Genomic DNA, 20,911 nt, shown 5'->3' with positions numbered 1-20,911 from the left:
GGCTACGCCGTCCTACAGGGCTGTTCCGGCACCGGTGCCTGCTACACCATCCGGGGGGACGTGACCGCGCTCGGTTCCAGGTCCTTGTCAGCGAGCGGATTCACGCTTCATAGCGATTTCGCATTCTTGCGATCCGCTCTGGCGGCATCGCCCTGACGGGGGCAAAGGCACGCCCCCGTCAGGGTCACAGCTTGGCCTGCAGGGTCACCAGCACGGACCGGGGTTCGCCATAGATGTTGCCCGACTGCGGTGTGCCGATGCGCTGGTAGTAGGTGCGGTCGAACAGGTTCTTCACATTGGCCGCGATGCTGACTTTTTCCGTCACGTCGAAACCGACGCGGGCGTCGAACACGGCGTAGCCGCCCTGGGTCAACACGGCGTTGCCAAGCGTGGGGAAGGTGTTGGACATGGCCGACTGCACCGTGGCGCCACCGCCGATGGTCCAGCGCCGGTCCAGGCTTTCCGGCAAGCGGTAGTTGGTCCACAGCTTGAAGGAATGCTTGGGCGCGATGGCGCTGAAGGCGCTGCTGTCGGTGACGCTGCTATCCAGATTTTCCGCGAAGGTGTAGGCGTAACCGGCGGTGACGGTCCAGCCGGGCAGCACCTCGCCCGTCAGGTCCAGTTCCACGCCTTGGCTCCGCGCCTTGCCCTGGGCCAGATAGATGGACTGGTTGGGATAGCGCGTGTCGGCCTGGGCGCGGTTTTCCTCATCGACATGGAAGAGCGCCACGCTGCTATGCAGGCGGCCTTCGAACAAGTCCACCTTGGTGCCGACTTCGTACTGCAGGCCCTGCAGGGGCTTCAGCACCTTGCCGCTGGCATCCGTGTAGGACTGCGGTTCAAAGACTTTGGTGACGCTGGTGTAGAGCGCCACGGCCGGGTTCACCTCATAGACCAGGCCGGCATTGGGCGTGACCTTGCCATTGATTGAGGCCGTGCTGCGCGGGGTGTTGGTTGGAAGGGCGGTGTCGACCGCCGTGTCCCACCAGGTCGCGCGCACCCCGGCGATCAGGCGCAGCGGGTCCAGCAGGCGCAGCCGTACCGCCCCATAGGTGCTGTAGGTCTGGGTCAGGGTACTGTCGTCCCGCTGCCAGGGGGCCCACACCGGTTCCGCCGCCGTCGCCACCGGGGAATAGGCATTGACCGTAGACGACCAGATACTGCCGTTGGGGTTGTAGCCGTTGGCGGAACGGGCACGGAACTCGGTCCGTTCATAACTGGCGCCGATCACCGCCTCGTGCACCTGGCCGAACAGGCTGAAGGGGCCGGAGGCGGAAATGTCGGTACCCGCCTGCGACTGGTCGTAGCGCACCTTCTGGGCATACATCGTGGTGGTATTCTGGCCGGCGATCACCGGGGCGTAGGCATAAGCCATGACCCGGTCCAACACATTGTCCAGGTACTGCGTGCCCAAGTTGATGTGCCAGCCGTTGCCGAAGCGATGCTCCACATTGGCGAAGGCGCCGGTGGTGGTGAACTGGTCATCGTTCCATTTCTCCCCCAGCGATGTGGAGCGCGGCACATCCAGCAGGCTCAGGACATATTTTCCGCCCACCACGTTGACCTTACCCGGCAGGTTCCAGCCGCCCTTGTAGTCGTTCTCCTGCCGGTACGCGCCCACGGTGGCCGTGGTGTCGGGCGTCAGGTCGGCCCCCATCGTGCCATAGCCCAGCAGCCGCTTCTGATGCGTCCAGTCCTGGAAGCTGTCCCGCTCCTGAAACGCGCCGACCAGCCGGCCGCGGACGGTACCGGCCTCATTCAGAGGACCCGTGAAATCACCCTCAAGCCGATAGTTATCCCACGAGCCGACGGTCAGGTTGGTATAGCCGGCCGTGGTGCTGAGCGGCACCTTGCGCACCAGGTTGATGGCACCGCCTGGGCCGCCAAAGCCGGCCAGCAAGCCGGCGGGGCCCTTCAGCACCTCCACCTTGTCGAAGACCGCCAGATCCGGCGGCGCGAAGATGCGGTCATCCATGGTGGTGGGAATGCCGTCATACTGCAGGTTGATGATCTCGAAGCCCCGTGAATAGAAATTCACACGGTTGCCGTCTATGGGCTCGACGATCACGCCTGGCGTCTGGCGCATGGCGTCGTCCAGGGTGACCAGCTTCTGTTCCTGCACCTGTTCCGCGCCGAGAACCGACAGCGACTGGGGCAGTTCGTGTGGCGTCATGGGCAGCTTGGTCGCGACCGTCTGGGCGTTCTCCCGGTCCGCATAGACGTCAATCGTCGCCAACGTGTCCGTGGACACCGCGCCGTCGGTGCCATCCGCCCCGTGCGCCACCCCGCCTGGCACCAGGGCCAGCAGCGCCACGGTGCCCATGAGATAGGCGGCATGCAAGCACGCCGCTTTCCTGGACTTCATCACCTGAGTTCTCCCCACAATCCCAAAAATCTCGCTGCACCACCACCAGCGGAAAAATGCGATTAAGAGCTAGTCGCATATTGGGGCCGCGCACGACCTCACCTCCGCCTGCATCGCCCCATGCAATTCAGGTGGATTAACCATCTTGATGTGGCGGCCTCAGGCTTCGCGGAATATCGGGGAACAGTCAATAAGAATCACTCGCATTTCCGCGTGGCGGCCATTCCCTCCCCCGAGGCCTCCTTCGGGTTCTGCTTCCTTATGTGTCGGGTGTTTCAGATCGTCCCAAAGTGCTCAGATCGCCGCCGCCCGCCACCGCCAGGTCCGGAAGTAATATGCCAATCCCAGCGCCAGCCAGACGGTGAGCAAGGCATAGGGTCGCCAGTCGGTGCCAAAGCCCAGGGCCGCGATGACCAGGGCGGCCAGCATGCCCAGGGCCGACAGCGCCTTCACCAGGCCGGGGCTGAAACGCAGCCGGGCCTGGGCCCGCACCTCCGGGTGTTTGTCCGCCACGTTGTAGGCGGCCAGGCACGAGCCGAAATACTTCATCATGGTCGGCACGTTGATGGACAGCAGCAGGAACAGCAGGCTGTCGGGCAGGAACAGCCCGATGCACGACGCCAGGAAGGCCACCGCCGTCGCCACGTGCGGCGTGCCAAAGCGTGGGTGGATGCGGCCCAACGGCGCCGGCAACACGCCGGTGGCGCCCATGGCGTAAAGGAAGCGGGCGTAGACCAGGAAGATGGCATTCATCGACTTGATCAGCGCGGCCACCGCCGCCGTGACGATCAGGGGCGTGGCCCAGCGGCCCAGCGTGACCTGCGCCACCAGCAGCAAAGGCGCCTTGGCCGAGCCCAGAGCGTCCGGTCCCACGACGCTGAGCGCGGTGAAGGAGACGGCGACGTAGACCACCACGGTCAGCAGCAGGCCCAGCGCGATGCCCCAGGGCACCACCACCTTGGCGTTCTTGACCTCCTCCCCCACCTCGGTCGCGGTCTCGATGCCCAGGAACAACTGGATCATCAGCGGCAGGGCCGCCAGGATGGGTGTCCAGCCGCCGGTCACCGCCTGCACGAACAGTTCCGGCTTCATCGCCGGGGCGCCACTGACCACCAGCACGGCGAACAGGCCTAGCAGCATGATCATCAGTACCGTCTGGGCCCGCGCCGCCACGGCCACGCCCAGGTAGTTGAGGGCGAAGATCAGGGTGAACAGGCCCAGGATGACCGGCACCGCCGGCAGGGGCAGCACCATGCCCAGATAGTTCATCAGCACCCGGCCCAGCACGATCATGACCACGGCATTGCTGAGCACCCGCAGCCAGACGATGGAAAAGGCGATGAGCGGGTGGCTGAACTGCCGCTGCCATTCGTAGGAGGCGGCGGTGCGGGGCACGGCGGACGCCATGTAGGCGTAGACCAGGGCGAACAACACCATGGGTAAGGCGGCCAGCCCGGCCGCCACCAGGATGCCGGCGCCGCCCACCTGTGTGGCGGGGCCGAGCACAGAGAAGATGGCGGCGCCGATGGCGGTACCCGCCCCCAGCATCACCAGGTCGATCAGGGTGACGCCCTGCTTCAAGCCAGCGGGTGCAGGGCCAGTCTTGCTGTCGCTCATGAGGTCTGTTTTGTCCCTACTTCGTTTCGGCGGCAAGGAAGGCGCGTACGTCGCGGGCCAGGGTGGCCCGCGCCTCATCGCCCAGATAGGGCATGTGGCCCGAGGGGTAGAGGTGGGTTTCGGTGCGGTCCTGCGGGATGCCGGCGTGGGCGATGGTGAAGGCGGCGGAGCCCAGCGTGGTCACCAAGTCGTAATAGCCGGCCCCCACCATGACGCGCAGGCGCGGGTTGCGGCGCATGGCGATGGCCAGATCCTTGGCGAAATTGGCATCCGCCCCCTCACCCGGTCCCTTGCCATAGTCCCAGCGGCCGTTGACGGCGCGGAAGGAGATCGCCTCATACGCCTCCGGTACCGTCACGCCCAGGTCATGGCGGATATAGCCGTCGAAGGCGCCGACGAAGCCTGGCACGTACTGGCCCATGGCCGGATCGTCGGCCACCGGGTCCTTGCCGCTGCCAGCCAGCGGCAGGGTGTAGCGGCCATCATAGGCCCCGATCTCCTGCCCCTCGGACGCCAGCAAGGTGTGCGCGAAGGTGGTGGCGCTGATGCGCAAATCGTTGGCGGTGATGACGGCCGGCGGCAGGCCGGTCAAGCTGGCCAACTGCGCCGTCACCGCCTCCCGCTCCGCGTCCGGCAGGGTGTTGCCGGCATAAAGGGCTTTCAGGTAGCGGTCGGCGGCGAAGGCCCGGGCGGCGGCCACTTGGCCCTCGGCCGTGCAGCCGGCTGGGCCCTTGTGGTGATGGCAGGCGGTGGCGGCCAGGGTGGGCAGCGCCGTCAGGTACCGGGCGTCGTCCCCGCCGGAACCGCTCATGTCCATGGACTGGCCCAGCAGGATGACGCCGTTCAGAGTCATGCCGTCCATGGTGCCGGTCGCCATGGGCCCGCCGGCCAGCAGGCGGGCGACCACGGCAGCCCTGATGGTGCCGTAGCTTTCGGACATGAGGTACTTGGGCGCGTTCCAGCGGTCATGCTCCCGCGTCCAGCGCTCGATCACCTCGACGGTCATCTGCGCATCCTGGGCGGTGCCGTAATACTGCTCCGGCTTGCCGGCCGGCAGAATGCGGCTATAGCCGGTGCCGGGCGGGTCGATCAGCACGATGTCGGCCGCGTCCAGCGGGCTGTCGGGGTTATCCACCGTATGGAAGGGCGGCGTGGTCGGCGGGTGTACCGGGTCGGCGAAGTCGACCCGCTTGGGCCCGACAAAACCCATGTGCAGCCACAGGCTGGCGGAACCCGGGCCGCCGTTGAAGACGAACACGACAGGGCGCACGGTGCCCTTGGGCACGTCGGTGCGGATGTAGCTGGTGGTGAAGACGCTGGCCGTCTTCTGCCCGGCCGGATCGGTCAGGATGGTTTCCGCCACCGTCGCCGTATAGCGCAGCTTCCGCCCATTGAAGGTGCCGCTGTGGTCGGAGGTGAACACGCGCGGTGCGCCGGCCGTGGCGGGCCCCCCGCCCACCTCCGCCGCGTTCGAAGCTTCGCCTGCCAGGCAGGCCAGCATAACGCCCACCATCAACGCCGTCTTGTAGTTGCCCATTTTTTTGTTCCCTCAAGCACCGGGCGCCTGCATCCGCAGGCTTGGCTTATCCTCGGTTTCCAGTCCGCTACGCTCCCCAGAAACCTGCTTCGGCTCAGTCGCCCATGTCGTCATCGTGGCCGCCGCCGAACAGGCCGGGCGCGCCCAGGCTATCGCCGGGGCCGGCGTCCGCCTTGGGTGCCGTGACCGGCGGGGCGTCGGCGAAGGGCTTGATGCTCAGCGACTGGTAGATTTCGCTGGGGTAGTAGATCGCCCCGCCCTTCATCACCAGGCGCGGCTTCTTCACCGCGCGAATGTCCCGCGTCGGGTCGCCGGCGATCAGCACCAGGTCGGCCAGCTTGCCGCGCTCCACCGTGCCCAAATCGCCGTGGCCCATATATTCCTCGGGCGACAGGGTGGACAGCCGCAGCACCTCGGCCGGGCTGATCCCGGCCAATGTGTACAGTTCCATCTCCCGATGCACGGTGAAGCCGGTGACGTCGTCCGTGCCCGGCAGCAGGCGGATGCCCTTGTCGTGCAGCAGCTTCAGCGTCGCCAGCACCTTGGCGAAGGCTTTCACATAGGCCTGGTCGTCGGCCGGCGACTTCAGGGGCACGAAGGTGCGCTTGCGATAGCGTTGATAGCCGATGGGCATGTTGTCGAGGTAATCGACATCGCCTGGCGGGGTTGCGCCGGCGCGGCTCAGCATCAGGCGTTCCAGGATGACGGCGGTGGGGTCGTGGGCGATGTGCCCCTCCTCCATCAGGTTCACCGTCGCCTGCACGGGGGCGGAGTTCAGGTCCAGGTCGGCGGCGCGCGCCATGGCCGTGAGGCGCAGGGGTGTGCGGGTGTCCTCCTCCGGCTTCAGGAGCCAGCCCAGCATCAGCTGGTTGATGTGGGTGATCTCGCTGTAGCCGTCCCTGATGCAGCGGTCGGGCGTGTCGAAGGCCGGCACGTGGCCGGTGACGGTCATGCCGCGCTTGTGCGCCTCGTCCGCGATAGGGCGCACCCAGTCCGGCGTCATGGAATTGTAGATCTTGATCTGGAAATAGCCGCGGTCGGCATACCAGTCCACGGCCTTGACCGCGTCGGCCACCGTTTCCGGGATGATGCCATAGCGCGCGGAATAGGGGCTGCGGCCTTCCAGGAAGCCATTGGGCGTGATGCGCGGGCCCGCCAGTTCCCCCGCTTCGATGCGTGGCATCAGGTCCTGCAGGAAGGCATTGTCGTTGCCCATGTCCCGCGTCTCGGTGACGCCGGCGGCTAGGTAGAACAGGCCGGAATTGAGCGTGGTGTGGGAATGCATGTCATGCAGGCCGGGCAGCAGCGTGCCGCCCTGCCCGTCCACGATCACCTGGTCGTCAACCGGGCTGCCATCCTGCTCCGCTGGCAGGACGGCGGTGATGCGGTCGCGCAGCACGATGACGGTGGACAGGCCGCCCAGCGTGCCCGTGCGCGGGTCGAAGACATGGACGTTGCGGATGCGCACCGGCTGGCTGTAGCGGTGGGCAAGCATCTTCTGCCGGTCACGCGCCAGGGTGCGCTCTGCTTCGGTACCCAGGGCCTGGATGGCATGCGACTCCTTCTCATGGCCCTGGCGGATGGTCAGTTCGTGTCCGCCGAAGGTGGCGAACAGGCGGCCCGCCTTGTCCAGCAGCACATAGTCTGGCGCCAGGTTCACGCCTTCAATCCGGTAGAGCGTCAGGGGCACGGCGTCCTTGCCCTGGCCCAGCGTGGTGGCCTTGACCTTGACCAGGCGCATGCTGCCGGCCGGCAGCAGCGGCAGGCTGTTGCCCGGCGCCTTCAGCAGGGCGCGGGCGTAAACGCCCAGGGCCCAGGGGCTGTCATCGTTAACCACGTACAGCGGCGCCTTGGCCGCGGGCACCGTGCCCTTGTCCGCCTGGCTTATCCAGCTTGCCTGGCCCCCTTCCCACGTGAAGCTCTCATTGACCCCGCCCCCCATCAGCGAGGTGCCGGCCACCGTCCAACGGGTGGGGATACCGCCGGCGCCGATGGTCAGAGTCTCCTTGTGCTTCGGGCCGCGGCCGTTGTCGTCGACGTAGTAGTCGACGCTGACCGAGGCGCCATCGGTGACACCGGTGACGGTGCCCACCGTTTCCCCGTTCTGGATGATGACCAGTTTTTCGATCACCGGCGCGGCCTGCGCCCCCGCGGCGGCACCCATGGCAAGGGCCAGCAGGACGGCCTGGACCTTCCAGGTGCCGGATGCCGCACGGCTCGGGGAACTTCTGGGGGGAACGCGCTTTTTCATGCCCGGTGCTCCTGCTTTTCCCATCGGGCCGTTACCGGCCCGAGACCGGCCCAGGCATCGCCCAGGCCGGAATTCCCTGTGTTGGCAAAAGCCTATCGCGGGCTTGCCGGATAGATTATGCCGATATGGGATGAACAGGACCGGGGCCGCATAAACTATGCCGCCCCGGTGCCACTTCGGGCATAGCGGTGCCGGTCATGGTGCTGCCGGTCAGGGCTGGGCCCCGCCATGGGCGCCGGCGGTTCCGCCGGCGGTGCCGATGTGCCGCTCGAACCAGTCGATGGTGCGGCGGTTCAGGTCCTCGATGTTCTCCGCCTTCTGCATGACATGGCCCTCGTCGGCGTAGACGACGAAGCTGGTCTCCACGCCCAGGGCGCGCAGCGCGTGCCAGAACTCCCGCGTCTGCATCACCGGGGTTTCGATGTCGCGCTCCCCCACATGCAGCAGGGTGGGCGTCTTCACGGCGCGGACGTGCCGGATGGGCGACAGCCGGTCGTAAATTTCCGGGTCCTCATACGCCGACGCGCCGAAGAAGGGGATCATCCAGCGGTCGATGCCGTTCTGGCCGTAATAGGAGTACCAGTCCGACAAGCCGGCGCCGATGGCGGCGGCCTTGAAGCGCTGGGTCTGGGTGATCGCCCACATGCTCATGAAGCCGCCATAGCTGCGGCCGAAGATCATCAGCCGCGCGTCGTCGATGGGGGCCTGCGCTTCCGCCCTGTCGATGCCGGTCATGATGTCGCGCAGGTCGCCGCCGCCGAAGTCGCGGATGTTGGCGCGGGTGAACCCCTCCCCTTGCCCGAAGCTGCCGCGCGGGTTGGGCAGGAACACGGCATAGCCGGCCTTGGCGAAGGCGGCCATGATGTCGCCCCAGACGAAGCGCGGCGTGTGCGCGGCGGAGGGGCCGCCGTGGATGTTCACCACCATGGGCCGCTTGGCGCCGTCCGCGACCGGCGTCCTGGGCGTCACCAGCCAGCCCTGGACGGCCATGCCATCGTTCTTCCAGGTCAGGTCGGTGACGGTGACCAGCGGCGCCAGGGCGTCGTTGTCATGGGTGATGGCGGCCAGATCACCCAGGCGGCCGTATTCGATGCGCGGACCGAAATCGAAGCCTTCCGCCACCCAGGCGGCGCTGGTGCCGGCACGGTCCAGCGCCACGCGGCCGTCGCCGGCGCTGCGGGTGGCGGGCGCCGTCCTGACCTCGGCGACGGTGCCCTTGGCCGGGTCGACCACGGCGCTGCCCGTCTCGCCACCAACCGTGACGCCCGCCACCAGGCGATTGCCGCGCCACGCCAGGGAGGTCAGCGTGCCGGCATAGCCGGCGGTCACGTCCTTGGGCTGCCCTCCTTGGAAAGGCACGGTGTAGACATCGCCCCCGAAGGAGCCGAAGTCGCTCATCAGCCCACCGATGAAGGCCACGGTCTTGCCGTCGGGCGAGACACGCGGGAAGGCGATCTGGGTGGCGGGGCTGGCGATGACGCGGGCGGAACCATCGCGCCCGAAGGCGCGCAGGCTGGCGATCCACCAGTTGTTGTCGCCATTGCCCTCCGCCGCCGTGGCGACGAAGCCCTGGCCATCCGGCGTCCAATCATATTCGTAGACGTAGGTCCGCGCCGGGCTGACCAGTTTCACCGCGCCGCTGGCCACCGTGACGATGGCGATGCGCTGGACATCGTCGCCCTCGCCCTGCTCCCCTACCTGGCGGGCGCCGGCCTGGGTGGCACCTGCCTCCTTCTTGGCGTTCTCTGTCACCAGCAGGGCGATTTCCCGGCCATCCGGCGACCAGCGCGGCGTGTGGGCCAGCCCCTGTATGGCGGCCAAGGGGCGCGCGGTGGCGCCATCCATGAGGTACAGCACCGCCTGCCCGCCGGCACTGCCGACGAAGGCCAGCGTCCTGTCGTCCGGGGACCAGGCGGGGTTGCCATAGCGGCAGGCGTCGCACGGGTCCACCTTCAGCGCCACCGTGCCGTCCGTGCCGCGCACCACGACTGCGCCATGGCCGGCGCTGCCTGCGCCTTCCGCCTTGTCGGCCTCAACCACGGCCAGGCGCTTGCCGTTACCTGACAGGGTCAGGCCGGAATATTGATGCAGGCTTTCCGCATGGGCCCCTGTCACTGCCAACACGCCAACGGCCGCCACCGATGCCGCCAAGAACCGTTGACCCGTCCCCCAGCGACCAACGCCCCGCCGGGCCATTTTCGATCGGTCAACGCCCCACCAAAAAACCATGCATCATCTCCTGCATCCGACCCTGCCCCGCTTCCCCGTCGAAGGGGCTGTGACCCGCATCGAAGGCGGCAACGGTCACGCGGTCAAGAGGAATGCCCGCCCGCTCGATGGCATAGCGGGCGGAAAGCAGCGGCACGGCCAGATCGTAATAGCCGCCGACCAGCAGCAGGCGGGTCTTGGGCTGGGTCCGCATGACGGGCGCGATGGCGGGCGCGGCGTTGAGGTAGAACTGATCGTCGCGCTTGGCCGGCCTGAAGTCCCACCCGAAGTTCACGTCAAGGGTCAGGGACACATAGTCGCGATCCACCGGCACGTCCAACTCATGCTTGAAGTAATCGGTGGCGACGGCGGAGGTGATGACGTTGCTGGACCCCAGGCCCAGCGCCGGGTCCTTGGCGGCGGCCGGGCGGTCGGCGGGGGTGTCCCTGGGGGCCGGCCCGGTGACGCGGCCGTCCAGACGGCTCACCACCAGGCCCTGATCGGCCAGCAGCGTTTCCAGGAAGGTTTGGGTGCCGACGCGCAGGCCGGAGTCGGCGATGGTCTTGGCCGGCAGGCCAATCAAATCGGCCAGGCGGGTGGCCACGGCGTCGCGTTCCGCCGCCGGCAGGCGTCCGCCCTTCAGCAGGGCCAGGGCGTAGGGCCCTTCGGCATAGTCGGCGGCGATCTGGAACACTTGGTCCGGCGTCTGGGCGTCGATCTTGGCGCGGCCGTGCTTCCAGGCCGTCACCGCCATGGCCGGCAGCGCGAAGATGTAGGGCAGGTCGTTGCCGGGCGCCTCCGCCGTCGCCGTGAAGTCCAGGGCGGGGGAAATCAGGATCAGGCCGCCGATGGGCAGGTCACCCGCGAACTTCATCATCGTGGCCAGGCGGAAGCCGCCATAGCTTTCCCCGGCGATGTAGAGGGGGGAGCCGGCGCGGCCCTGATCGCGCAACCAGTCCCGGATCAGGCCCAACACCGCCAGGGCATCGCCATCGGCATTCCAATAGGGGTGGCCGTCGCCACCGGGCAGCACGCGGCTGAAGCCGGTGCCCACGGGGTCGATGAACACCAGGTCGGCATCCGCCAGCAGGCTGTGCGGGTTGTCGGCCATGGCGCGTTTGCCATCCGGTCCCTTGACGATGCTGCGCGGACCGAAGGCGCCGAAATGCAGCGGTGAGGAGGAGGCGCCGGGGCCGCCGTTGAACACGAACAGCACCGGCCGCGTCTTCACCACCGGGCTAGCCACATAGGCGGTGGCGGAAAGGGTGGCCAAGGGCCTGCCGGCGGCGTCCTTCAGCACCGTTTCCGTGAACGTGGCGGTGTAGCGCACCGTCTTGCCGTTCAGCATGACGCTGTGCGGCGTTGTCACCGGGCCCACAACCGGCCCGGCGATCTCCGGCACGGGCACGCCTTGGGCGCCGGCCAATCCAGGGGTGGCCATAAGCGTCAGTGCCAGCCCTGCCACGACACACCGCATCAGCCCGCGCATGACAATCCCCCTGCCGCCGGCGGGCGGGGACGATGGCTCGTTACCCGCCAAACCGGACTTTTCATAATGAACCCAACTGCCAAAACTCTCTTTTTAACAGGCCACCTGAACGCACGACCTCAGGCGTGACCGAGTGCGGCGAGTACCCGGTCGATATCGGTGTGGTCGTTGAACACCGAAGGGGTGACGCGGAAGCGGTTGGCGCTGACCGTCATCTTGATCTTGGCCGCTGCCAGCTTCGGCCCCAGCTTCTCCCGCGCGTTCTCATAGGCGCAGGTGACCAGGGGCGTTGTGGCCTCTGGCGGCGTCATGAGGCTGTAGCCCAGCTTGGGCAGCTCCCGCTTCAGCCGGTTGATCAGGTCCTGGGCATGCGCCTGGATAGCCGGCACGCCCATGCCCAGGATGTAATCCAGGGAGTGGTCCAACTGGGCGATGACCGTATGGGCGTGGGTGCCATGGGCAAAGGTGCCCTCCGCCGTATCGGCGTAGGCATAGTCGGCGATCATGTCGCCGGGCGGGTCGAAGGGATAGACGTGCGGCTTGAACGCGCTCATCCCGTAATAGCCGTATTCGGTGCGGGTCAGCAGGGCGCGGGCGGCCTTGGTGCCGTAGATGAAGCCCAGGCCGAAATCGCCCATCAGCCATTTGTAGCTGGCGCAGGCGGCGAAATCGACGCCGCTGCCCTTCAAATCCACCGGCACGCAGCCCGCGGCGTGGATGATGTCGGCATAGACCAGGGCGCCGTGGGCATGCGCCAGGTCGCACACCGCTTTCAGGTCGTGCTGGAAGCCATTGATGGTGGAGACCAAAGACAGGGCCACCAGCCGGGTGTCCTTGCGGATGGCCTGCTTCAGGTCGTCCAGCAGGATGCGGCCGTCCTTGGGCTCCACCCACGTGACCTCCACGCCATGGCGCTGCATCTCCTCATACAGCGGCAGGGAGCCGAAGAAGTGCAGCGTGTCGGTGACGATGTGCCCGCCTGACCCATTCGCGTTTGAATGGGGAAGCCCCAGGCCGCGCAGCACCATCTGCTCCCCCGCCGTGGTGCTCTGGACATAGGCGATGTCGTCGGGATCGGCGTTGACCAGGCGGGCGAACTTCTCCCGCACGCCATCGTCCGGCAGGTCATAGTGCGCGGCCGCCGGGTCCAGCATGCGCTTGGACAGGTAGGTGTCGACGGCGGTCCGGGCGCCGAAGCTGATGGGATGCTGTGATCCGGAGTCCAGGTAGACCCCCTCGCCCGTCAGGAACGACGATTTGTCGGGCAGCTGTCGGGGCAGCGCGGATTTCCCCGGGGCGGGCGCGGATTGCGGCGCCGCAGCGGCCGGTACGATTTCAGCCATGGTCAAGGTACCGGCGGACAGGGTGCCAGCGGCCAGCATCACGTCCCTGCGCGTCATTCTCATCCATAACATCCACGGCTGGTGGGGGCGCGGCCGGCGCGGTTCGCCCAGTCAAGACAGATCGAAGGGGATGTTAGCGGATCGCAGCGGGGCTTTTTTGGCGAAGTTGCCGGCGTTTGCGCCATGGTGGGGAAAATTTTGTCGGTCGCCGTGCGGTCAACGCATGGATATGCCCACGTCCCATCCTCGCCCCTGACAACGGCAAGGCCGAGCGCGGTGCTTCTGACCTGGTTTTAAGTGATGCTGGCATAAAAATATCTGATAACAGCCGCTATTTTGAAAATATTACCGGTCCATGGTGTATCGCCCCCCGAACTTCGGAAAGATAATTCCCAGTCGGTCCCGTAAGGTGAATCGGAACAGGATGACAGGGAAGACACCCATGGATACCGCGCCGTCCGCCCTTGCCGTTTTCGATGCCGCCGCCGTGAGCGCCGGCTTGAGCACGGAGGCCGCCATCACCGCCGTGCGTGGCGCCATGGTGGCGCTCAGCACCGGCGGCGTGCGCCAGCAGTTGCGCAGCTTCATCAGCCTGGGTCCCGGCCGCACCTTCGCCATTATGCCGGCGGCTTTCGTCGGCGGCGAGCGGCCCGGCTATTTCGGTGCCAAGCTGGTCAGCGTCTATGCCGACGGCCACGGCGGCAAGGCGCATGAGGGGCTGGTGGTGTTGTTCGACGGCGCCAGCGGCCGTCCCGTGTGCCTGGCCGATGCGGCGGAGGTCACGGCCCTCCGCACGGCCGCGGCCAGCGCCGTCGCTACCGACGCGCTGGCCCGGCCGGATGCCGACACCCTGGCCCTGGTCGGTGTTGGCCGCCAGGCCCTGGCGCACGCCTTGGCGCTGAAGACCGTCCGCCGCCTGCGTCACATCCGTGTCTGGGGCCGCACGCCGGAGAAGGCCGAGGCGTTCGCGGCGGCGGTCCAGGCCGCCACGGGCATCGACACCCAGGCCTATGACAGCGTGGCGGAAACGGTGGCACACGCCGCCATCGTCTGCACCGTCACCGCCGCCGTCGATCCCATCCTGTTGGGCGCGTGGATCGCCCCCGGTACCCATGTCAACGTCGTGGGCTCCAGCGGTCCCGCCCAGGCGGAGGTCGATACCGCCCTGGTGGCCGCCAGCCGCTTCATCGTCGACCATCGGGAGCATGTGCTGGCCCATGGCGGGGAGTTTCTGCGCGCCAAGGCCGCCGGCGTCATCGGCGACGACCATATCGCGGCCGAGATTGGCGCCGTTCTGGCGGGGCAGGCGCCGGGCCGGCAGACGGCGGAGCAGATCACGCTCTACAAGTCCCTGGGCCACGCCGTGCAGGATTTGGCTGTGACGGCCTGGCTGTATGACACCGTCCCCCACCCCACCGCCCCGCCCCTGCCCCTCGTTGATGGCCCCGCCGCGGCGGCGCGCCTGGACTATGACACCTGCATCCCCCTCGTGCGCCAGGCCATGACGGCCCTGTCGCGGGGCGAGACGCAGCAATTGCCCCGGGGCGTGCTGCCCTTGGACCAGGGCCATCTGTTCGGCGTCATGCCCGGCGCGCTCAATGGCGGGCCCTTCGGCGCCAAGCTGGTGGCCGTGTTCCCGGACAATTTCGATAAGGGCCTGCCCTCGCATCAGGGCGTCATCGTGCTGTTCGACCGCGATAGTGGCCGGCCGTTGGGTGTGGTCGATGGCGGTGAGGTCACGGCCATCCGCACGGCGGCGGCCAGCGCCGTCGCCACCGACGCGCTGGCGCGGCCGGACGCCCAGACGCTGGCCCTGCTGGGCTATGGCGAGCAGGCCCTGACCCACGCCCGGGCCATCGCCAAGGTGCGCCGACTGAGCCGTGTCACTGTCTGGGGCCGAAGCGCCAGCCGCACCGCCGCCTTCGCAACGCGGCTGGGTCAGGAGCTTGGGCTGCCCGTGCGCGCCGCCACCAGCGCGCAGGAGGCGGTGGTTGACGCCGACATCATCTGTACCGTCACGGCCGCCAAGGAGCCCATCCTGTGCGGGGCCTGGGTGCCGCCGGGCACCCATGTCAACGTCGTGGGGTCCAGCATCGCCGGCCCGGCGGAGGTGGATCACGATTTGGTGATCCGGTCGCGCTTCATCGCCGACTGCCGGGAGCATGTGCTGCGCCAAGGGGCGGAATTCCTGCGCGCCAAGGCGGCGGGCCTCATCGGTGACGGCCATGTCGCCGGGGAGATTGGGGAGGTGCTGGCCGGTCAGGTCGAGGGCCGGCAGTCGGCGGAGCAGGTGACGCTCTACAAGTCCCTCGGCCATGTGGTTCAGGACCTGGCCGCCGCCTGGCCCGTGCTGGCCAAGAAGGATTGACGCCATGGCGACCGCCGAACTCGACGCCATCGACATGAAGATCCTGACCCACATGCAGCGCGACGCCTCGCTGACCACGGCGGAGCTGGCGGAGCGGGTGGGCATCTCGCAGTCCCCCTGCTGGCGCCGGGTGCAGCGCCTGCATGACGAGGGCTACATCACCGCCCAGGTGATGCTGGTGGACCGGCAGAAGCTGGGCTTCGACATGACCATCTTCGCCCAGGTGAAGATCGCCCGCCTGTCGGAGGCGGAGCGGGAGACCTTTTTCCGCGGCATCCAGAACATCCCCGAGGTGCTGGAGTGCTACACCGTCTTCGGTGAGATGGACGCGCTGTTGAAGATCGTGGCGCCGGACGTCCGGTGGTATCAGGAATTCATCTTCAACACCCTGATGAAGCTGCCGGGGGTGGAGGACATCCGGTCCATCGTCACCCTGTCTGAGGCCAAGAACACCACGGCCATCCCGCTGACGCCCCGCACGTTTCAATAAAAGGCGGGCGAAGCGGCACTATCGGCGCCTGGCCGCAGGCGGTAGATTTATGCCCGGCAGGGGCGCGGAACCCCATAGGCAATGCGATAAACGAACAGGGGACCACATAGGATATGCCGGCTGCGGAACTCGACGCCATCGACATGAAAATCCTGACGCTGCTGCAGCGCGACGCGTCGCTGACCACGGCGGAACTGGCGGAAAAGGTTGGGATTTCCCAATCCCCGTGCTGGCGCCGCATCCAGCGCCTGCATGATGAGGGATACATCAAGGGCCAAGTGGTCATCGTCGACCGGGACAAGCTGGGCTTTCACATGCAGATCTTCGCCCAGGTGAAGATGGCCCGGTTGTCGGACGAGGAACGGCAGACCTTCTTCCGGGGAGTCGAGACCATCCCCGAGATCCTTGAGTGCTATACGGTATTCGGGGAAATGGACATCCTGATGAAGGTCGTGGCACCGGACGTCAAATGGTACCAGGAGTTCATTTTCAACAGCCTGATGAAGCTGCCCGGCGTGCAGGACATCCGGTCCATCGTCACCCTGTCGGAGGCCAAGAGCACCACGGCCGTGCCGTTGAAGCCCCGCACGTTTCAGTGACTAAAATTGCCCCTCAGGGTGGAGGGGCGATGAACCCGGCCAGGTCGGCACTGAGACGCACGCGGGCCTCGGTGTCGCGATACATCATGTGCCCGCCACCATAGCAATGGACGGACAGCCGCGCGGCCAGCCCCGGCGCCAGCCGGGTCTTTAGCGCCTCATTGGCGGCGCAGCTGTTCAGGCTGTCGAAAAGCCCCGTGGCGGCGAAAACGCGCAGCTTGGGATCCAGGTCCATGGCGCGGCGTATCCATGGTTCGGCGCCGGGCGGGCCCTCCCCGGCTTGGGCCGCCGCCATGGCAGCGGCGAACGCGGCGGGCGAGGTGTCACCGGAATTGTAGTCCCACCGCTCGCCCACCGGCGTGGCCGTGGCATCGGTGTCCTTCTCCAGGCCCAGATAGGGCAAAGTGGTACGGTAGCCCAGGGTTTCGCGCAAGTAGCGCACCATGACGGGGCCGTTCGCCGGTGCCGCCTCACCCTGCCCCGCCGGCCGGCTGATCCGCATGTCGAAGGTGTCCAGCCGCTGGCCTGGTAGCAGATTGTTCAGGAACTGCCGGGAGGAGACGGTGAGCGCGGTCCTGTCGACCAGCGTTGGATCGAGCCCCATGTGGCGGGCCACATCCTGCGCCAGCATCGACCGCGCCTGCGCGTCAAGATCACCGGGGTGCGCGAGCGCCGGGGCGTAGGTCCGTATCGCCCAGGCGCTTGCGGCCTCGGCCGCCGCTGCCGGGTCCGCCCCCGCCAGGCTGGCCGGCAGCCGGCCATGGACCTGGGCGGCGGCGGCGCGGCCGGGGATCTTCAGCGCCGTCGCCAGGTCCTTGGGCAGCACCGGTCCCACCGGAATGCCGCCCGAAATCAGGACGACGCCCGCGACCGCGCGGCCCTGTTTCTCCAGCGCCTCCGCCACCCCGGCGGCGCGCCAGACGCCATAGCTTTCCCCCACCAGGTAAATGGGTGTCTCAGCGCCGGCATGCCGGCCCATCCAGGCCTGGACGAAATCGGTGATGGCGGCGATGTCGCCCAGGGTGCTGTAGAAACGCTGACCATCCTCGGCGGTCGCCGGGCGGCTGAAGCCGGTGCCCACGGGATCGACGAATACCAGGTCGCTGTCGGCCAGCAGGGTCTGGGCGTTGTCCACCAGCCCGTCCCCCTCCAGCCGCTTGGGCCCGAAGGCCTCGAAATGCAGCAGGGTTGAATTGGCGCCGGGACCGCCGTTCCAGAGGAAAGTGACGGGCCGCACGCCCCCGTCCTGGTTGCGCGTGCGATAGGCGACGTAGAACACATGTCCCCGCGCCACGCCTTGCGCATCCGTGAGATCCAGCGTCGCCGCCTCGGCCGTGTAGCGCAGGGGCTTGCCCGCCAGGGTGATCTGCTGGGCGATACCGCCTGGTGCCGCCGGGCGATCCTGGGTGGCGCATCCGATGACCAGAGCCAGGGCCATCGCGCTCACACCCGCCCGTACCACCGCTCGCATGCCCGCTCCCTTTCCCTGTTGGTTAATCAACGGTTCCGCCAGGCGCGCAGGCCCGCGTGCAGGCGGGTGAGCCCCTTGTCCAGCGTTTCGGCGTCACCGGCGTAGCCCAGCCGCACATGGCCCGCCAGGCCGAAATAATCGCCCGGCGCCACCAATAGGTCGGCCTGGTTCCACAGATGGCGTGTCAGCGCCCAGGTATCCGCCACCCCGACGATGCGGGGGAAGTAGAGACAGCCGGACGCGGGCACCGCCCCCTCGATCAGCCCGTCCAGCCGCATGGCGTCGGCATGCCGGCGCAGCACCGGCGTGGTGGCGGTCATGACGGCCTGCCAGTGCCGGTCGAAGGTGTCCGCGTTTTCCAGCACATGGGCGGCCACGGCATGCGCCAGCTTGGACACGCCCACGTCCCCCTCCGGCTGCCGGGCGCGAATGCGGGCCAGCACGTCCGGGTCGGCCACCATCCAACCGCATTTGAGGGCGAACAGGCCGAACACCTTGGTCAGGCTGGACAGGCTGATGATGTTGGGCGCCAGCTTGGCCGCGAGGCCGGCGGATGGGCGGCGGGAGAAATCGCCGTAGACCTCATCCACCACCAGCAGGGCGCCAACACGCGCCGCCGCCCGCGCCACGGCCGTGAGGGTGGCGGGGTCCAGGCAGGTGCCCGTGGGGTTGTGGGGGTTGGTCAGGATGACCAGGCGGGTGTCGGGCGTCAGTTGTGCCGCCACCTGGGCCGGATCGACCCCGAAGTCCGGTGCCGGACGCTCCAGGTCATCCACCACCGCCCCGGCTTCCAGCGCCAGGTTGGACAGGATTTTGAAACCGGGGTTCTCGATCAGCACGCGCTCCCCCGGCTTGACCAGCGCGCGCAGGATCAGTTGCAGGCCGCCGGTGACGCCGGTGACGGTCTGCAACCGCTCCGGCGTTTCGCCATACCGGGCGCACAGCGCGTTCACCAGGAAGCGGTTGCCGTTGGCGAAGACGCTGACATAGCGGCTGCCGAAGCGCGGCCCGCCCGCGTCCGAGGGGATGACCAGCGCCTTGGCCACCAACTCGGCCAACAGGCGGGACGGTTCGCTGATGGTGCTGTCATACAGGGCGATGGCGTTGGGCCGGGTGGCCATCGCGTGCAGGGACCCGCGCACCCAGTCGGCATAATGGGTGGCCGCGAAGAAGTCGCCACCGGGCTGAGCGGCGGGCGCGGATCCAACAGGCGTACCGGCAGATTTCAAGGCGTACTTCCTATCCGGGCGAGGCCACGCGGGGCCTCGCGATGCCTAAATTCTAGTCGACTGGGCAGGTTCTTTTTTGCGTATGCCCAGCGCATCGGGGGTGCCGGTGGCTAGTTTATGCGGTGCCTGGATGGCGGGACGCATAAGCTGACCTGGTTCAACCGGGGCGTGGGCTCAGCCGCATTTGGCTGGCGCTTCGGGGCGCCGAACCCACTGGTAGGCTTGCACCGTCTCCCCCCTCGGCAGGTAGGTGATGGGCAAGACCTGGCCGTCGCGCCGGACCTGCAGTGTCAGGGTGGCGTGCTGGTCGCCCTGGATCATGTCCTGGGGGACAGGGCGCACGATTTCATCCCCGTCCCGCAGGCCGGCCGCCGCCGCCGCGGACCCGGGGACCAGGCCGCGCACGACGCGCTTGGGCTGGATCAGCACCTCCGGTTCGAACCCAAGCTGATAGCGGCGCAAGGGGGTGGTGGTACGGGTGAAGCAGGGACCGAAGGCGTCCTCCCCCGGCAGGACCAGGGCGCCGTCCAGCATGGCGTCCAGTTCCACCTTGCCGCGCGGCCCCAGTTCTCTGGTGATGATTTCCACCCAGGCGGCGTGATCCATGGGCCGGCCATGCCGGCGCCGGTCGAGCATGGCCAGGATCAGATCATCCAGGGAGCGCTTGCCGTGGCTGGCCTTGCGCACCTCCTCATCCACCAGGGCGAAATACAGGGCGCCCCGGTCGTAAGGCAGGACGCGGATGCGGGTATCCGCCCAGAAGCGTGCCGGGATGTCCCGGTTGGGCGTGCCATTCAGGGCGTTGGTGTAATAGCGGGCGGCAGTGCTGTTCAGGTCCGCCAGAAACTCCTCTGGCGTGACCATGCCGGCGCGCAGCGGCAGGCGGTTCTGGTAGTAGACGGCGATGCCTTCGCTGAACCAGGACGAGTCCAGCCCCTGCGACGCGTCCTCGGCCGCGGTATCCAGCGACTGCACGAAGGTATGCACCATCTCGTGCGCCAGGGTGAACTTGAAGTCCTTGACGTCGGTCTTCTGGTCGAAGGTGCCGATGAAGGCGCCGTTCAGCTCGACGCCGCCACCCGCGTTCACCAGATTGGGCCGCAGGAAAACGGCATAGGGCCGCGCGCCCGGGTCTTTGAAATAGACCAGGTAATGGTGGTACAGCCCCTCCGTCCACTGCATCAGCGCCTTGCCGTCGAACGGTGGCGTGCCCTGCCAGGCGGAGAAGAAGCCTTTGATCAGCGTGCCGGTGGGGGCCGCCTCGGGATAGCGGTGGATGGCGCCGCCCATGAAATAGGTGGCGCCCAGTTGCTCCACGTCCAAGGCCTCGGTAGAGGCTGCGTCCCCTACGCCGAAATTGGAAACACCCGCCGCGCCGGGACCGGCGGCCGACAGGTCCCAGCGGACCGTCAGGCCATACGCCGTCTGGGACTCCGGCAGGATGAGAAAGGTCCCCGCCGCGCCGGAAAAGCCGCCGCCGTCGGTGCGCAATTCCAGGGGCGGCGCCGCGCCGCGCGGGTTGGCCTGTGTGGTGATGGGCGCGCGATACCGCACTGTCAGCGTGCCCTGGACCGGCCGCGCCGCCGTCCAGTGGCGGTAGGCCCGGGTCGGGGTGTCGGCGTCGTCCTTGGCGGTCAGCGTGACCGGGCCGTCGCTGTCGCTGGCCGTCAGGTCCGTCAGCGTTTCGGCCACGCTCTGCACGTTGTTGGTCACCAGCGGCAGGCGCAGCAGCGGCGCGCCGGCCGCGACCGCCAGGGACGGGATTTCGACCGTGACATCGACGAAGGGCACGATGCCCTCTCCCGCCGCGCCGGTCACCGGTGCCGGCTTCAGCGTCACCGCCAGCTGCGGCGATGCCGCCAGCGCCACCGGTGCCGCGGACAGGGCCAGCAGCGCCGCCATTCCACCTATCGCCAAATGCCGCATCATCCCTGCCCTTTTTAT

The 20,911-nt window shown here is 67.7% G+C and carries 13 protein-coding genes; 3 read left to right on the top strand and 10 right to left on the bottom strand.

Annotated elements, in window-relative coordinates:
• Positions 1 to 184: 184 nt before the first annotated feature.
• From FBZ90_RS17430 to FBZ90_RS17400, 7 genes are all read right to left on the bottom strand, one after another.
• Complete coding sequence (locus FBZ90_RS17430) at positions 185 to 2,365, bottom strand: TonB-dependent siderophore receptor (RefSeq protein ID WP_145734037.1); 2,181 nt, start codon at positions 2,363 to 2,365, stop codon at positions 185 to 187.
• A 294-nt stretch (positions 2,366 to 2,659) separates the two neighbouring features.
• Positions 2,660 to 3,982: an APC family permease gene (locus tag FBZ90_RS17425; RefSeq protein ID WP_186455873.1), complete on the bottom strand. Its 1,323-nt coding sequence runs from the start codon at positions 3,980 to 3,982 to the stop codon at positions 2,660 to 2,662.
• A gap of 16 nt (positions 3,983 to 3,998) precedes the next feature.
• The gene (locus FBZ90_RS17420; protein WP_145734032.1) at positions 3,999 to 5,519 is read right to left on the bottom strand and encodes a S10 family peptidase; all 1,521 of its coding nucleotides are present in this window, start codon (positions 5,517 to 5,519) and stop codon (positions 3,999 to 4,001) included.
• A 94-nt stretch (positions 5,520 to 5,613) separates the two neighbouring features.
• Positions 5,614 to 7,770 carry an amidohydrolase family protein gene (locus tag FBZ90_RS17415; RefSeq protein ID WP_246130470.1) on the bottom strand — a complete coding sequence of 719 codons (2,157 nt, stop codon included), beginning with the start codon at positions 7,768 to 7,770 and terminating at the stop codon, positions 5,614 to 5,616.
• Positions 7,771 to 7,980: 210 nt separating this feature from the next.
• Entirely contained in the window at positions 7,981 to 9,894 is a 1,914-nt protein-coding gene (locus FBZ90_RS17410) for an alpha/beta hydrolase family protein (protein ID WP_246130469.1), read from the bottom strand.
• A gap of 82 nt (positions 9,895 to 9,976) precedes the next feature.
• On the bottom strand, positions 9,977 to 11,467 hold the full coding sequence (locus FBZ90_RS17405) for a S10 family peptidase (RefSeq protein ID WP_145734028.1): 1,491 nt from the start codon (positions 11,465 to 11,467) through the stop codon (positions 9,977 to 9,979).
• Positions 11,468 to 11,586: 119 nt separating this feature from the next.
• Positions 11,587 to 12,867: an aminotransferase class V-fold PLP-dependent enzyme gene (locus tag FBZ90_RS17400; RefSeq protein ID WP_145734027.1), complete on the bottom strand. Its 1,281-nt coding sequence runs from the start codon at positions 12,865 to 12,867 to the stop codon at positions 11,587 to 11,589.
• Positions 12,868 to 13,252: 385 nt separating this feature from the next.
• Here FBZ90_RS17400 and FBZ90_RS28145 point away from each other — a divergent pair, with 385 nt between their 5' ends.
• The 3 genes from FBZ90_RS28145 (at position 13,253) to FBZ90_RS17380 (ending at position 16,267) form a co-directional block, all read left to right on the top strand.
• Positions 13,253 to 15,178, top strand: a complete 1,926-nt coding sequence (locus FBZ90_RS28145; protein ID WP_211102130.1) for an ornithine cyclodeaminase family protein — start codon at positions 13,253 to 13,255, stop codon at positions 15,176 to 15,178.
• A 4-nt stretch (positions 15,179 to 15,182) separates the two neighbouring features.
• Complete coding sequence (locus tag FBZ90_RS17385) at positions 15,183 to 15,668, top strand: Lrp/AsnC family transcriptional regulator (RefSeq protein WP_145734026.1); 486 nt, start codon at positions 15,183 to 15,185, stop codon at positions 15,666 to 15,668.
• Between the two features lie 113 nt (positions 15,669 to 15,781).
• Positions 15,782 to 16,267 (top strand): Lrp/AsnC family transcriptional regulator, encoded by a 486-nt coding sequence (locus tag FBZ90_RS17380; RefSeq protein WP_145734024.1) that lies wholly within the window; start codon positions 15,782 to 15,784, stop codon positions 16,265 to 16,267.
• A 13-nt stretch (positions 16,268 to 16,280) separates the two neighbouring features.
• Here FBZ90_RS17380 and FBZ90_RS17375 read toward each other — a convergent pair whose 3' ends face one another.
• The 3 genes from FBZ90_RS17375 to FBZ90_RS17365 all read right to left on the bottom strand — a co-directional run bounded on the left by FBZ90_RS17375 (position 16,281) and on the right by FBZ90_RS17365 (position 20,869).
• A complete protein-coding gene (locus tag FBZ90_RS17375) occupies positions 16,281 to 17,738 on the bottom strand; it encodes a S10 family serine carboxypeptidase-like protein (protein WP_211102129.1) in 1,458 nt (485 codons plus the stop codon).
• A gap of 26 nt (positions 17,739 to 17,764) precedes the next feature.
• Entirely contained in the window at positions 17,765 to 18,967 is a 1,203-nt protein-coding gene (locus FBZ90_RS17370) for a pyridoxal phosphate-dependent aminotransferase (protein ID WP_145734022.1), read from the bottom strand.
• A 174-nt stretch (positions 18,968 to 19,141) separates the two neighbouring features.
• Entirely contained in the window at positions 19,142 to 20,869 is a 1,728-nt protein-coding gene (locus FBZ90_RS17365; RefSeq protein WP_145734020.1) for a M61 family metallopeptidase, read from the bottom strand.
• Positions 20,870 to 20,911 lie beyond the last annotated feature (42 nt).

The organism is Nitrospirillum pindoramense (genome assembly GCF_007827955.1).
Lineage (GTDB): Bacteria > Pseudomonadota > Alphaproteobacteria > Azospirillales > Azospirillaceae > Nitrospirillum > Nitrospirillum amazonense_B.
The sequence above is the reverse complement of the archived record's forward strand: the minus strand, read 5'-3'. Positions and strand labels throughout refer to the sequence as shown.